This window comes from Pseudomonas sp. R4-84 (assembly GCF_054130985.1).
Window position 1 is genome coordinate 1,374,371 of record NZ_CP096390.1, and the last position, 13,184, is coordinate 1,387,554.

Genomic DNA, 13,184 nt, shown 5'->3' on the forward strand with positions numbered 1-13,184 from the left:
GACCTGACATGAACGACCAATTGCGCAATGCCTTTACGTCAGTCGCGCCACCGATCGTCGCCTCGCCGGCCAAGCGGATCCAGGCCATGACGGGTGACCCGGATTTCATGACCTCGCTGGCCCGGGGCCTTGCCGTGGTCCAGGCTTTCCAGGAGCGCAAGCGGCACCTGACCATTGCGCAGATCAGCCATCGCACGGAAATCCCCCGCGCCGCCGTCCGCCGTTGCCTGTATACCTTGATCAAGCTCGGCTATGCGACCACCGATGGGCGTACCTATTCGTTGCTGCCCAAAGTGCTGACGCTGGGCCACGCCTATTTGTCATCGACGCCGCTGGCCGTGTCCGCCCAGCCTTATCTGGACCGCATGAGCGAACAGCTGCACGAGGCCTGCAACATGGCCACGCTCGAAGGCGACGATATCCTCTACATCGCCCGGTCGGCGACCACCCAGCGGCTGATTTCCGTGGACCTGTCCGTCGGCGGCCGCCTGCCGGCGTATTGCACGTCCATGGGCAGGATCCTGCTGGCGGCCCTGGACGACGCTTCGCTGCGAGATTACCTCGACCATGCCGACCTTCAGGCCAAGACCAGCAGGACCCTGCATACGCCCGAGGCGCTGCTTGAATGCTTGCATCAGGTCCGGCAACAAGGGTGGTGCATCGTCGATCAGGAGCTGGAGCAGGGGCTGCGCTCGATTGCCGTGCCGGTCTATGACGCGTCGGGCCAAGTAGTCGCGGCCCTGAATGTCAGCACCCATGCCGGGCGGGTCAGCCGCAATGAGTTGGAGCAACGTTTCCTGCCAGGTCTGTTGGGGGCCAGCCGCGACTTGAGCGCACAGTTGTTTTCTTAAGCTGTTCGATAAACGCACACACTCGGCTGCGATGAATTGACGGTATTTGCCCGGCCTCATTAATGTCGCGCAGCGTCATCTGGCGTCTCTTGCGTGGAATAAAAATAAAATGAATCAGCCCCAGACTTCCGTAGGCACCTGCCTCGATGTGCAGTCCTTCATCAACGCTCAACCGATCTCACGCTATCAGTGGCGCGTGGTCATTCTCTGTTTCCTGATCGTCTTCCTCGATGGCCTCGATACCGCGGCCATGGGTTTCATCGCGCCGGCGTTGTCCCAGGATTGGGGCATCGACCGGGCCAGCCTTGGCCCGGTCATGAGTGCCGCTCTGATCGGCATGGTCTTCGGCGCCCTGGGCTCCGGCCCGTTGGCCGATCGCTTTGGACGAAAACTCGTATTGGTCGGCGCGGTCGTGTTGTTTGGCGCGTTCAGCCTGGCCTCGGCGTTCTGTACCAATGTCGATCAATTACTGGTGCTGCGCTTCCTGACCGGCCTGGGATTGGGCGCCGGCATGCCGAACGCCACCACTCTGCTGTCGGAATACACCCCAGAGCGCAAGAAATCCCTGCTGGTGACCAGCATGTTCTGTGGCTTCAACCTCGGCATGGCCGGCGGTGGGTTCATCTCGGCCAAGTTGATCCCGGCATTTGGCTGGCACAGCCTCCTGCTGATTGGCGGCGTTCTGCCGCTGATACTCGCGGTCGTGCTGGTGTTCTGGTTGCCGGAGTCCGCGCGTTACCTGGTTGTGCGTAACCGTGGCACCGACAAAGTGCGCAAGACCCTGGCGCCGATTGACCCAACGACTATCGCCCAGGCGTCCAGCTTCAGCGTGCCGGAGCAGACAACCGTGAAGGCGCGCAACGTGCTGGCGGTGATTTTCTCGGGCACTTACAGCGCCGGCACTTTGTTGCTGTGGCTCACGTATTTCATGGGCCTGGTGATCGTTTATCTCCTGACCAGTTGGTTGCCGACCCTGATGCGTGACAGCGGCGCGAGCATGGAGCAGGCGGCGTTCATCGGCGCGCTGTTCCAGTTCGGTGGGGTATTGAGCGCCGTTGGCGTGGGCTGGGCGATGGATCGGTTCAATCCGCACAAGGTCATCGGCATTTTCTATCTGTTGGCAGGGCTGTTTGCCTATGCGGTAGGGCAGAGTCTGGGCAACATCACCCTGCTTGCCACCTTGGTGCTGGTGGCGGGCATGTGCGTCAACGGCGCCCAATCGGCGATGCCGTCCCTGGCGGCGCGCTTCTACCCGACCCAGGGCCGGGCCACCGGTGTTTCCTGGATGCTGGGCATAGGTCGCTTCGGGGCGATTCTCGGGGCCTGGATGGGCGCGACCCTGCTGGGGCTGGGCTGGAACTTTGAACAGGTCCTGACCGCGTTGGTGATCCCGGCGGCCCTGGCGACCGTGGCGGTGGTGATCAAGGGCATGGTCAGCCATGCGGACGCAACCTGAGCCATAGAGTTTGAGCCTGTAAAAGACCTGTGGGAGCGCGCTTGCTCGCGATGGCGGTGGGTCAGTCAACATTGATGCAAGTTGATACGGCGCTATCGCGAGCGAGCTCGCTCCCACAGGGAATTTGCTGTGTCCTGATAAATAGATAGCCAAGCAACAATCTGTTCGATAAACGAACGCTCTGTCGATTATCGGATTGTTTTGCCCTCATCCCGAAGCTTAATCTTCAGTCATTCCGGCGCCTAACCTCGCGCCTTATTCATGTCGGTCTACTGGAAAACGGGAGCCTGCCCCATGGCTGAAATCCTTTCGCTGCACGATGCGGTGAAGCAGTTCGTCAACGACGGCGATACCGTCGCGCTCGAAGGCTTCACCCACTTGATCCCGACAGCGGCGGGTCATGAAATCATCCGTCAGGGCAAGAAAGACCTGACGCTGGTGCGCATGACGCCGGACCTGATCTATGACCAGTTGATCGGAGCCGGTTGTGCCCGCAAGCTGATTTTCTCCTGGGGCGGCAACCCTGGCGTGGGCTCGTTGCACCGGTTGCGTGACGCAGTGGAAAAGCAATGGCCGCATCCGCTGGAAATCGAGGAGCACAGCCACGCAGACCTGGCCAATGCCTACGTTGCCGGTGCCTCCGGCCTACCGTTCGCGGTGCTGCGGGCCTACGCGGGTTCCGACCTGCCGAAGGTCAACCCGCTGATCAAGAGCGTGACCTGTCCCTTTACCGGTGAGGTGTTGGCCGCCGTGCCTTCGGTGCGCCCGGACGTCACGGTGATCCACGCTCAGAAAGCCGACCGCAAAGGAAACGTGCTGCTGTGGGGCATCCTCGGCGTGCAGAAAGAAGCCGCCCTGGCCGCCAAGCGCTGCATCGTCACCGTGGAAGAAATCGTCGATGACCTGAATGCGCCGATGAACGCCTGCGTGCTGCCGACCTGGGCGTTGAGCGCCGTGTGCCATGTGCCCGGCGGCGCCCATCCGTCCTACGCCCACGGTTATACCGAGCGAGATAATCGTTTCTACCAAGCGTGGGACCCCATCGCCCGGGATCGCGATACGTTTAGCGCTTGGATCGACGAATACATTCGCAGCACCCAGGATTTCAGTGAATTCCAGGCCCGGCTCGCAGCCGCTTCGCAGGTGAAACCATGACCTATTCCACCAATGAGATGATGACGGTCGCGGCGGCGCGGCGGTTGAAGAACAATGCCGTGTGCTTTGTGGGCATCGGTTTGCCGTCGAAAGCGGCCAATCTGGCACGGCTGACTTCGTCACCCGATGTAGTGCTGATCTACGAGTCCGGTCCGATCGGTGCCAAGCCCAGCGTATTGCCGCTGTCCATCGGCGACGGTGAGCTGGCGGAAACCGCGGACACTGTCGTACCGACCGGTGAGATTTTCCGCTACTGGCTGCAAGGGGGGCGTATCGACGTCGGTTTCCTCGGTGCGGCCCAGGTCGACCGTTTCGGCAACATCAACACCACGGTGGTGGGTGACTACCATCAGCCGAAAGTCCGCCTGCCCGGCGCGGGTGGCGCGCCGGAAATTGCCGGTTCCGCCAAGAGTGTGCTGATCATCCTCAAGCAGTCGGCCCGTTCGTTTGTCGACAAGCTGGATTTCATCACCTCGGTCGGTCACGGCGAAGGTGGCGATTCACGCAAGCGCCTTGGCTTGCCGGGTGCCGGGCCGGTGGGGATTATCACTGACCTGTGCATCATGGAGCCGGAAGCCGGCAGTCATGAGTTCGTGGTCACCTCGCTGCACCCTGGCGTGACTCGCGAGCAAGTGATCGCGGCCACCGGGTGGGCGATCCGCTTCGCTGACCAGGTGCAGACCACCGCCGAGCCGACCGAGGTGGAGCTGCGCGCACTGCGTGACCTTGAGGCCCGCACTGCGGCGGCCCACGGGCAGACACCGGGAGAAGCCTGATGCGCGACGTTTTTATCTGTGATGCGATTCGAACCCCCATCGGCCGGTTCGGCGGCAGCCTGGCCGCCGTGCGTGCCGATGATCTGGCCGCCGTGCCGATCAAGGCATTGATGGAGCGCAACCCATCCGTGGACTGGAATGCAGTGGACGAGGTATTCCTCGGCTGCGCCAACCAGGCCGGCGAGGACAACCGCAACGTCGCGCGCATGGCGCTGCTGTTGGCGGGCCTCCCTGAAAGTGTTCCTGGCGTGACCCTCAACCGCCTCTGCGCTTCGGGCATGGATGCTATCGGGACCGCGTTCCGCGCCATCGCCAGCGGCGAGATGGAACTGGCGATTGCTGGCGGCGTGGAGTCGATGTCCCGTGCGCCGTTCGTGATGGGCAAGGCCGACGCGGCGTTTTCCCGCAACATGAAACTGGAAGACACCACCATCGGCTGGCGCTTCATCAACCCTTTGATGAAAGCCCAGTACGGCGTGGACGCGATGCCGCAGACGGCGGATAACGTGGCCGACGACCATGTTGTCTCCCGCGCCGACCAGGACGCCTTCGCCGTGCGCAGCCAGCAGCGGGCGGCAGCGGCCCAGGCGGCCGGTTTTTTTGCCGAGGAAATCGTGCCGGTGCGCATCGCCCACAAAAAAGGTGAAACCGTGGTCGAGCAGGACGAGCATCCACGGGCTGACACCACGCTGGAGACGCTGAGCAAGCTCAAGCCGGTCAACGGCGCGGACAAAACCGTCACCGCCGGCAACGCCTCGGGTGTGAATGACGGCGCGGCCGCGATGATCCTGGCGTCTGCAGAGGCGGTTAAAAAACATGGCCTGACGCCTCGGGGCAAAGTGCTGGGCATGGCCAGTGCCGGGGTGGCGCCCCGGGTAATGGGCATCGGCCCGGTGCCAGCGGTGCGCAAGCTCACCGAGCGCCTGGGAATGGCCGTCGCCGATTTTGACGTGATCGAGCTTAACGAAGCCTTTGCCAGCCAAGGCTTGGCGGTACTGCGGGACTTGGGGCTGGCGGACGATGCGCCGCAAGTCAACCCGAACGGTGGCGCCATCGCCCTGGGCCACCCGCTGGGCATGAGCGGGGCACGGTTGGTGCTGACCGCGTTGCATCATCTGGAAAAGACCGGCGGCAAGAAAGGCCTGGCGACCATGTGTGTTGGGGTCGGCCAAGGTCTGGCGCTGGCGATCGAACGCGTCTGACGGTCGTTTCACTAATAAGAAACCGAGGAATGCTTCATGACTGACAAGCCTGGTTACCGCCGCCCTCAAGTGGGCACCCAGCCGGAATACCTGCACCCGTCGTACCAGTCCACCAACCTGCGTTCGCCGTCGAAACCTTTGGTGTATCTGCCTCATTCGCTGTCGGAAATCACCGGCCCGACTGTGGGCGCAGATCGCATCCAGGAGAAGGACCACGACCTGACCGCCCAGCACCCTGGCGAGCCGCTCGGCGAGCGGATCATCATTCATGGGCGCGTGCTGGATGAGCACGGCGAGCCGGTGCCGGGCGTTCTCGTGGAGATCTGGCAGGCCAACGCCGCCGGACGCTACAACCACGACCGTGACAACCATGACGCGCCGCTGGACCCGAACTTCACCGGCACCGGTCGCACCGTCACCGACGCCGACGGTTGGTATCAATTCCAGACCATCAAGCCCGGCGCCTACCCGTGGGGCAATCACCACAACGCCTGGCGCCCGGCGCATATCCACTTCTCACTGTTCGGGCCGAGCATCCTGACGCGCCTGGTGACGCAGATGTATTTCCCCGGCGACCCGTTGCTGGAATACGACCCGATCTATAACTGCGTGCCGGACACCAGTGCCAAGGAACGCTTGATCGCCCGGTTCGACCTGGAAAAAACCGTCCCTCACTACGCCCTCGGTTATCGCTGGGACATCGTCTTGCGCGGCCGCGATGCCACGCCGATGGAGAAATAAGATGACGCTCAACGCCACTACGTCCCACACCGTCGGGCCTTACTACCACATCGGCCTGACCTGGCTGAACCGCGAAGACCTGACCGACGAGCAGACCCTCGGCCAAAGGGTGGCGATCACCGGGCAGGTGGTCGATGGCAATGGTCAGTTCGTCAACGACGCGATGCTGGAAGTCTGGCAGGCCAACGCGGCCGGCAAGTACGCCCACCCGGAAGACGACCAGGACAAACCCCTCGACCCGCATTTCGACGGTTTTGGTCGGGTACCGGTGGATGCCGAGGGACGTTTTCGTTTCACCACCATCAAGCCCGGCACCGTGCCGGGGCTGGGCGGCACGACCCAAGCCCCGCACCTGGTGGTGTTGGTGTTCGCCCGTGGGCTGGTCAAGCATCTGCTGACGCGGATCTATTTTGACGATGAACCCGGTAACGAAGCCGACCCGCTGCTGGCCTGCGTGCCGCAGGAACGACGCGGCACCCTCGTGGCCAAGCCCGATGCGTCAGGTGTGTACCAGTGGAACGTGATCCTGCAGGGCACGGATGCCGAAACGGTGTTCTTCGATTACTGAGTGAAATTCTCGGTGGTGAGGGAGTTCGCTCCCGCTGGCTTGCGACGCATTTCGTCAGACCAATCGCGCTGCCTGGTTTGCGACTGCTTCGCAGCCGAGCGGGAGCAAGCTCCCTCGCCACGGGTGTGATGCAAGCCCTGCGGGAGCGAGCTTGCTCGCCACGGGTGTGATGCAAGCCCTGTGGGAGCGAGCTTGCTCGCCACGGGTGTGATGCAAGCCCTGTGGGAGCGAGCTTGCTCGCGATAGCGTTGGTACAGGCGCTACTGCATGAAAGACTGTTTGTGGAACGGGACTGTTACGAAGTGTGTCTAGACGTCGTCAGTCCCCAACGAGTGAAAAATCATGACCACCCCAACCAGCCACTACACCGGTGAAGAGCGCAGCAAGCGTATCTTCGCCATCGTCGGTGCCTCATCCGGCAACCTGGTCGAATGGTTCGACTTCTATGTCTATGCCTTTTGCGCCATTTACTTCGCGCCGGCATTCTTTCCGTCGGACAATCCCACCGTGCAATTGGTCAACACCGCCGGTGTATTCGCCGCCGGGTTCCTGATGCGGCCGATCGGCGGTTGGATTTTCGGCCGGGTGGCGGACCGTCACGGGCGCAAGAATTCGATGATGATCTCGGTGCTGATGATGTGCTTCGGCTCGTTGCTCATCGCCTGCCTGCCCACCTACAAGGACATCGGCGTCTGGGCGCCGGTGCTGCTGTTGCTCGCCCGTCTGCTGCAAGGCCTGTCGGTGGGCGGCGAGTACGGCACCACTGCCACCTACATGAGCGAAGTCGCCTTGAAAGGCCAGCGCGGCTTCTTTGCGTCGTTCCAGTACGTGACGCTGATCGGCGGGCAGCTGCTGGCGGTGTCTCTGGTGGTGATCCTGCAGCAGTTTCTCAACGAAGATGAACTGCGCGCGTGGGGCTGGCGGATTCCGTTCGTGGTCGGCGCCGTGGCGGCAATGATTTCCCTGTTCCTGCGCCGCTCACTGAAGGAAACCAGCAGCAAGGAAATGCGCGAAAACAAGGACGCCGGCAGCATCGCTGCACTGTTTCGCAGCCACAAGGCCGCCTTCATTACCGTACTGGGCTACACCGCCGGTGGTTCGCTGATTTTCTACACCTTCACCACGTATATGCAGAAATACCTGGTGAACACCGCCGGGCTGCACGCCAAGACCGCCAGCTACATCATGACCGGCGCGCTGTTCCTCTACATGTGCATGCAACCGCTGTTCGGCATGCTGGCGGACAAGATTGGTCGGCGTAACTCCATGCTCTGGTTCGGTGGCCTTGGGGCGCTGTGCACGGTGCCGATCCTGCTGATACTCAAAAGCATCAGCAGCCCGTTCCTGGCATTTGTCCTGATCACGTTGGCGTTGGCGATCGTCAGCTTCTACACCTCCATCAGCGGTTTGGTGAAGGCTGAAATGTTTCCACCGGAAGTGCGCGCGCTGGGAGTAGGGTTGGCGTATGCGGTGGCGAATGCGATTTTTGGCGGTTCGGCCGAATACGTCGCCTTGAGCCTGAAGGCCCAGGGCATGGAGAACGCCTTTTATTGGTATGTCACGGTGATGATGGTAGTGGCGTTCCTGTTCAGCCTGCGCCTGCCCAAGCAGCCGGCGTATTTGCATCACGATCTTTAAGGCTTGCTTGATTCATTGTGGTGAGGGGATTTATCCCCGCTGGGCTGCGCGGCAACCCTCTCTTGTGAGCGCTTCGCACTCAAGCGGGAGCAAGCTCCCTCGCCATAACTGCATCTATTTTCTCAAGGAATGTTTATGAGCGAACGACCGGGCAATCAGCTCTTCGATGCCTACTTCACCGCCCGCGACATGCGCGACGTGTTCTGCGATGCGGGGCGGGTGCAGGCCATGCTGGACGTCGAAGCGGCACTGGCCCGGGCCGAGGCGCGAGTGGGGCTGATCCCCCACGAGGCGGTGGCGCCGATCGAGAACGCCTGCCACGCCCACCTGTACGATTTCGGCGCGTTGAGCGAAGCGATCGCCAGTGCCGGCAATTCGGCGATCCCGCTGGTCAAGGCGTTGGGCAAGCGCATCGCCACCCAGAGCCTGGAAGCTGAGCGGTACGTGCATTTGGGTGCCACCAGCCAGGACGTGATGGACAGCGGTCTGGTGGTGCAACTGCGCCAGGCGCTTGGGCTGATCGAAAACGAACTGGCGCAACTGGCCGACAGCCTGGCCCGACAAGCCGAACGCTACGCCGCGACGCCATTGGCCGGGCGTACGTGGTTGCAACACGCCACGCCGGTGACCCTGGGCATGAAGGTCGCCGGTTGGCTGGGGGCGATCACCCGCAGTCGCCAACGCTTGCGCGAGCTCAAGCCGCGCCTGCTGGTGCTGCAATTCGGCGGCGCTTCCGGGACGCTCGCTGCCTTGGGTGAGCACGCGCTGCCAGTCGCAGAGGCGTTGGCCGCCGAGCTGCAATTGAACCTGCCGGAGCAGCCGTGGCACACCCAGCGCGATCGCCTGGTGGAGTTCGGTTCGGTTCTGGGCCTGATCGCCGGCAGCCTGGGCAAGTTGGGGCGTGACATCAGTCTGTTGATGCAAACCGAAGCCGGCGAAGCGTTCGAACCCTCGGCGCCGGGCAAGGGCGGTTCGTCCACCATGCCCCACAAACGCAACCCGGTGGGCGCGGCCGTGCTGATCGGCGCGGCGACGCGCGTGCCGGGCTTGTTGTCGACGTTGTTCAGCGCCATGCCCCAGGAACATGAGCGCAGCCTGGGGCTGTGGCACGCCGAATGGGAAACCCTGCCGGAGATCTGCTGCCTGGTATCCGGCGCGCTGCAACAGGCGCGGCTGCTGGCCGACGGGCTGGAAGTGGATCCGTCGCGCATGGCCCGTAACCTGGAGTTGACCCAAGGGCTGGTGCTGGCGGAGGCCGTGAGCATCGTCCTGGCCCAGCGTGTGGGGCGCGACACCGCGCATCATTTGCTCGAACAATGCTGCAAGCGCGCCGTGGCCGAACAACGGCACCTGCGCGAAGTGCTGGGGGACGAACCTCAGGTCACCGCGCAGCTATCCACGACCGAGCTCGATCATCTGCTCGACCCGGCCCACTACCTTGGACAGGCCCAGACTTGGGTCGCCCGAGCCGTGGCCGAACACCTTGCCTTGAATGCCTGAAAGGAGATTGTTGTGGGATTCGTCAAACTCGCCGAGGGCGATCTGAATTATCGATTGGACGGGCCGGAAGACGCGCCGGTTCTGGTGCTTTCCAACTCCCTGGGCACCGACCTGCACATGTGGGACGAGCAGATCCAAGCTTTCAGCGAACACTTTCGCGTGCTGCGTTTCGACACGCGTGGTCATGGTCAGTCGTTGGTGACCGAAGGCCCCTACAGCATTGAACAGCTGGGGCGCGATGTGCTGGCCATGCTTGATGCCTTGAGCATCGACAAGGTGCATTTCTGCGGATTGTCCATGGGCGGGTTGATCGGCCAATGGCTGGGAATCAACGCGGGCGAGCGGTTGTTCAAACTGGTCATCTGCAACACGGCGGCCAAGATTGGCGACCCGTCGGTGTGGGACCCGCGCATCGAAACCGTGCTGCGTGACGGCCAGGCGGCGATGGTGGCCTTGCGTGACGCGTCGATTGGCCGTTGGTTTACACCGGACTTCGCCGAGGCGCACCCCGCGACGGTAAAGAAAATCACCGACATGCTGGCTGCCACCTCGCCCCAGGGTTATGCGGCAAACTGCGCGGCGGTGCGGGACGCCGATTTCCGCGAGCAGTTGGCGTCGATCCGCGTGCCGTTGTTGGTTGTGGCGGGCACCGAGGATGCGGTGACACCGCCGTCCGGTGGGCATTTTATACAAGAGCGGGTCAATGGGGCCGAATATGCCGAGTTCCGCGCCGCGCATTTGTCCAACGTCCAGGCCGGCGCTGCGTTCAGCGCACGGGTGCTGGATTTCCTGCTTGATTCTGGCCGGGCCTGAGGAGTTGTTTGTGGACGAGAAACAACGTTACGACGAAGGCATGCAAGTGCGCCGCGCCGTGCTGGGCGATGCCCACGTGGATCGCAGCCTCAACGCCCTGACCGAATTCAACAGCGAATTCCAGGAGATGATCACCCGTCACGCCTGGGGCGACATCTGGACCCGCCCGGGACTGCCGCGCCATACCCGCAGCCTGATCACCATTGCCATGCTGATCGGCATGAACCGCAACGAAGAACTCAAGCTGCACCTGCGCGCCGCCGCCAATAATGGCGTCAGCCGTAGTGAGATCAAGGAAGTGATCATGCAAAGTGCGATTTATTGCGGCATTCCGGCGGCCAATGCCACCTTCCATTTGGCCGAATCGGTCTGGGATGAACTGGGTGTCGAGTCGCGGGGTTAGGGCATACCTTCGATTCCTTTGGGAGCGAGCCTGCTCGCGAAAGCGGTGGGTCAGCTTGCATCGATGTTGGATGTGATGACGCCATCGCGAGCAAGCTCGCTCCCACAATGATCTCCAGCGGCCATTGAATCTACGTCCACCGCCAATCCCCTGTGGGAGCGAGCCTGCTCGCGAAAGCGGTGGGTCAGCTTGCATCGATGTTGGATGTGATGACGCCATCGCGAGCAAGCTCGCTCCCACAATGATCTCCAGCGGCCATTGAATCTACGTCCACCGCCAATCCCCTGTGGGAGCGAGCTTGCTCGCGATGACGGTGGTACAGCCTCCATCCCTCTTTGGTTTTTACAGCAGGCTGATCGGATAGCTGACAATCAACCGGTTCTCATCGAACTCATTGGTACTGAAGTCCCTACGCATCGTCGAATTACGCCATTTCACGTTGAGGCTCTTGAACACGCCGCTCTGCACCGTGTAGGCCAGCTCACTTTCCCGGCCCCATTCCTTGCCGTCGTCGACCGTGGCGGTGTGAACGTTGTCACCGCTGATGTAGCGGTTCATCAGGGTCAGGCCCGGCACGCCGACGGCGGCGAAGTTGAAGTCGTGGCGCAGTTGCCAGGATTTTTCCTTGGCGTTGTCGTAGCTGGAGTTGTAGCTGTCGTTCGCCAGGGTGCCGCCGCTGGTGCCGTTGACGCGCATCCAGGCATCGTCGCCGCCGACTTTCTGCAGGCCGACGTAGAAGGTGTTGCCGCCGTATTTGGCGGAAAGCATGGCGAAGGCGGTTTTGTTGTCAAGGTCGCCGGCCAATGCACTGCCGTCTTCCTTGCCGGTGAAGTAACCGAGGTTGGCGCCCAGGGTCCAGTCGCCGATGGGCTGGCTGTGGGTCAGGTTGAAATATTGCTGTTGGTAGATGTCGGACAGTTCCGCGTACCAGACGCCGACCTGGGTGCGTTTTTCGTTGAAGGCGTATTCGCCGCCACCGAAGTTGAAACGGTCGGAGGTGAATGCACCGCGGCCGTTCATCGACATGTCTTCCATGCTCGCGTCGTTACGCGGGCTGTTGGCGCGGAACTGGCCGCCGTAGAGGCTCAAACCGTTGATTTCGGTCGAAGTCACCTGGCCGCCACGGAAGGTTTGCGGCAGGGAACGGCCATCGTCGGAACGCAGGATCGGCAACACTGGCATCCACTCGCCGACTTTCAATTCGGTCTTCGAGACCTTGGCCTTCAGGGCCACGCCCAGGCGACCGAAGTCATCGGCCGGGCGGCCGTCGTCGTGCACCGGCAGCAGCTGGGTGCCGGCCGTGCCACGACCGCCGTCGAGCTTGACCGAGTACAGGCCCAGCACGTCAACGCCAAAACCGACGGTGCCCTGGGTGAAGCCGGACTTGGCGTCGAGGATGAAGCTCTGGGTCCATTCCTCGGCTTTGCCCTGGGCATTGTCCGGGTTGGTGAAGTTGCGGTTGATGTAGAAGTTGCGCAGGTTCAGCGTGGCTTTGGCATCTTCGACGAACCCCGATTCCGCCGCCAGGACGGGGAGGGCGGTGCTGGTCAGGGCGACGGCAATGAGGCTGGGGAACAAGTGCTGTGTGGGCTTCATGGGCGTTGTCTCTTATTTTTTGTGGACGAAGCGAGTTGTTGCCGCATTTTTTGGGTGCGAACGGTACGGTGGGGGCAGGTTGTTAAAGCGACTGAGGATCAGCCGGACGGTGCAGGGCGTGGGGACATGGCATCGAACCTGTTGTTATTGGTTTTGTGCGAGCGATGGTGAAGGGCGGCCCGGGATCGGTTCAATTGCTGTTTGCGGGTTTTGGGCGATTATCGAACAGCAAAACAATCGAATGGATGGTCGCAATCCCCTGTGGGAGATTCTATGTTGCAGGGGAACCCTGCAGCATAGAATTAGGGCGCTATTCGCTCTGGTTTTTCATCAGGGCGAATGCCACCCGACACAATTTACGGGCGAGGCTCACCAACGCTTGGGTTCTGGCGAAACCTCTCGCCAAGCAGGCTCTCAAAGGCTGATCGAGTACCGGATACTGTCGACCCCCGTTAGCCAACTTGTGGATAAAGCAGGCCCTAACA

The 13,184-nt window shown here is 62.1% G+C and carries 12 protein-coding genes; 11 read left to right on the forward strand and 1 reads right to left on the reverse strand.

Translation table 11 applies throughout. The annotated features are described in order from the left end of the window. The first annotated feature begins 8 nt into the window (after positions 1–8). The 11 genes from pcaR to pcaC all read left to right on the forward strand — a co-directional run bounded on the left by pcaR (position 9) and on the right by pcaC (position 11,103). Positions 9–851: a pca regulon transcriptional regulator PcaR gene (gene pcaR, locus M1D68_RS06480; RefSeq protein ID WP_420764438.1), complete on the forward strand. Its 843-nt coding sequence runs from the start codon at positions 9–11 to the stop codon at positions 849–851. Positions 852–960: 109 nt separating this feature from the next. Further along, positions 961–2,307, forward strand: a complete 1,347-nt coding sequence (locus tag M1D68_RS06485) for an MFS transporter (RefSeq protein ID WP_434562714.1) — start codon at positions 961–963, stop codon at positions 2,305–2,307. 294 nt (positions 2,308–2,601) lie between these two features. Beyond that, positions 2,602–3,462: a CoA transferase subunit A gene (locus M1D68_RS06490; protein WP_457969701.1), complete on the forward strand. Its 861-nt coding sequence runs from the start codon at positions 2,602–2,604 to the stop codon at positions 3,460–3,462. Then, entirely contained in the window at positions 3,459–4,238 is a 780-nt protein-coding gene (locus M1D68_RS06495) for a CoA-transferase subunit beta (protein WP_420764441.1), read from the forward strand. Before M1D68_RS06490 ends, M1D68_RS06495 begins: the two co-directional genes overlap by 4 nt. After that, on the forward strand, positions 4,235–5,440 hold the full coding sequence (gene pcaF / locus M1D68_RS06500; protein WP_434611535.1) for a 3-oxoadipyl-CoA thiolase: 1,206 nt from the start codon (positions 4,235–4,237) through the stop codon (positions 5,438–5,440). Before M1D68_RS06495 ends, pcaF begins: the two co-directional genes overlap by 4 nt. A gap of 36 nt (positions 5,441–5,476) precedes the next feature. Next, positions 5,477–6,181: a protocatechuate 3,4-dioxygenase subunit beta gene (gene pcaH / locus M1D68_RS06505; RefSeq protein WP_457969703.1), complete on the forward strand. Its 705-nt coding sequence runs from the start codon at positions 5,477–5,479 to the stop codon at positions 6,179–6,181. Position 6,182: 1 nt separating this feature from the next. Then, the gene (gene pcaG, locus M1D68_RS06510) at positions 6,183–6,749 is read left to right on the forward strand and encodes a protocatechuate 3,4-dioxygenase subunit alpha (RefSeq protein WP_420764443.1); all 567 of its coding nucleotides are present in this window, start codon (positions 6,183–6,185) and stop codon (positions 6,747–6,749) included. A 342-nt stretch (positions 6,750–7,091) separates the two neighbouring features. Further along, positions 7,092–8,387, forward strand: coding sequence for an MFS family transporter (locus M1D68_RS06515; RefSeq protein WP_434562716.1), 1,296 nt, complete (start codon positions 7,092–7,094; stop codon positions 8,385–8,387). A 135-nt stretch (positions 8,388–8,522) separates the two neighbouring features. Further along, positions 8,523–9,887, forward strand: a complete 1,365-nt coding sequence (locus M1D68_RS06520) for a 3-carboxy-cis,cis-muconate cycloisomerase (protein ID WP_457969706.1) — start codon at positions 8,523–8,525, stop codon at positions 9,885–9,887. 12 nt (positions 9,888–9,899) lie between these two features. Beyond that, positions 9,900–10,700, forward strand: a complete 801-nt coding sequence (pcaD, locus tag M1D68_RS06525; RefSeq protein WP_457969708.1) for a 3-oxoadipate enol-lactonase — start codon at positions 9,900–9,902, stop codon at positions 10,698–10,700. A 10-nt stretch (positions 10,701–10,710) separates the two neighbouring features. Further along, entirely contained in the window at positions 10,711–11,103 is a 393-nt protein-coding gene (gene pcaC, locus M1D68_RS06530; protein WP_030142291.1) for a 4-carboxymuconolactone decarboxylase, read from the forward strand. 342 nt (positions 11,104–11,445) lie between these two features. On the opposite strand, the gene M1D68_RS06535 is transcribed toward pcaC, so the two are convergent. After that, the gene (locus M1D68_RS06535) at positions 11,446–12,699 is read right to left on the reverse strand and encodes an OprD family porin (RefSeq protein ID WP_434562722.1); all 1,254 of its coding nucleotides are present in this window, start codon (positions 12,697–12,699) and stop codon (positions 11,446–11,448) included. Positions 12,700–13,184: the final 485 nt, after the last annotated feature.

Coding starts and splice junctions, on each gene's coding strand:
- pcaR (WP_420764438.1), top strand. CDS start 9: ATGAACGACCAATTGCGCAATGCCTTTACGTCAGTCGCGCCACCGATC.
- M1D68_RS06485 (WP_434562714.1), top strand. CDS start 961: ATGAATCAGCCCCAGACTTCCGTAGGCACCTGCCTCGATGTGCAGTCC.
- M1D68_RS06490 (WP_457969701.1), top strand. CDS start 2,602: ATGGCTGAAATCCTTTCGCTGCACGATGCGGTGAAGCAGTTCGTCAAC.
- M1D68_RS06495 (WP_420764441.1), top strand. CDS start 3,459: ATGACCTATTCCACCAATGAGATGATGACGGTCGCGGCGGCGCGGCGG.
- pcaH (WP_457969703.1), top strand. CDS start 5,477: ATGACTGACAAGCCTGGTTACCGCCGCCCTCAAGTGGGCACCCAGCCG.
- pcaG (WP_420764443.1), top strand. CDS start 6,183: ATGACGCTCAACGCCACTACGTCCCACACCGTCGGGCCTTACTACCAC.
- M1D68_RS06515 (WP_434562716.1), top strand. CDS start 7,092: ATGACCACCCCAACCAGCCACTACACCGGTGAAGAGCGCAGCAAGCGT.
- M1D68_RS06520 (WP_457969706.1), top strand. CDS start 8,523: ATGAGCGAACGACCGGGCAATCAGCTCTTCGATGCCTACTTCACCGCC.
- M1D68_RS06535 (WP_434562722.1), bottom strand. CDS start 12,699: ATGAAGCCCACACAGCACTTGTTCCCCAGCCTCATTGCCGTCGCCCTG.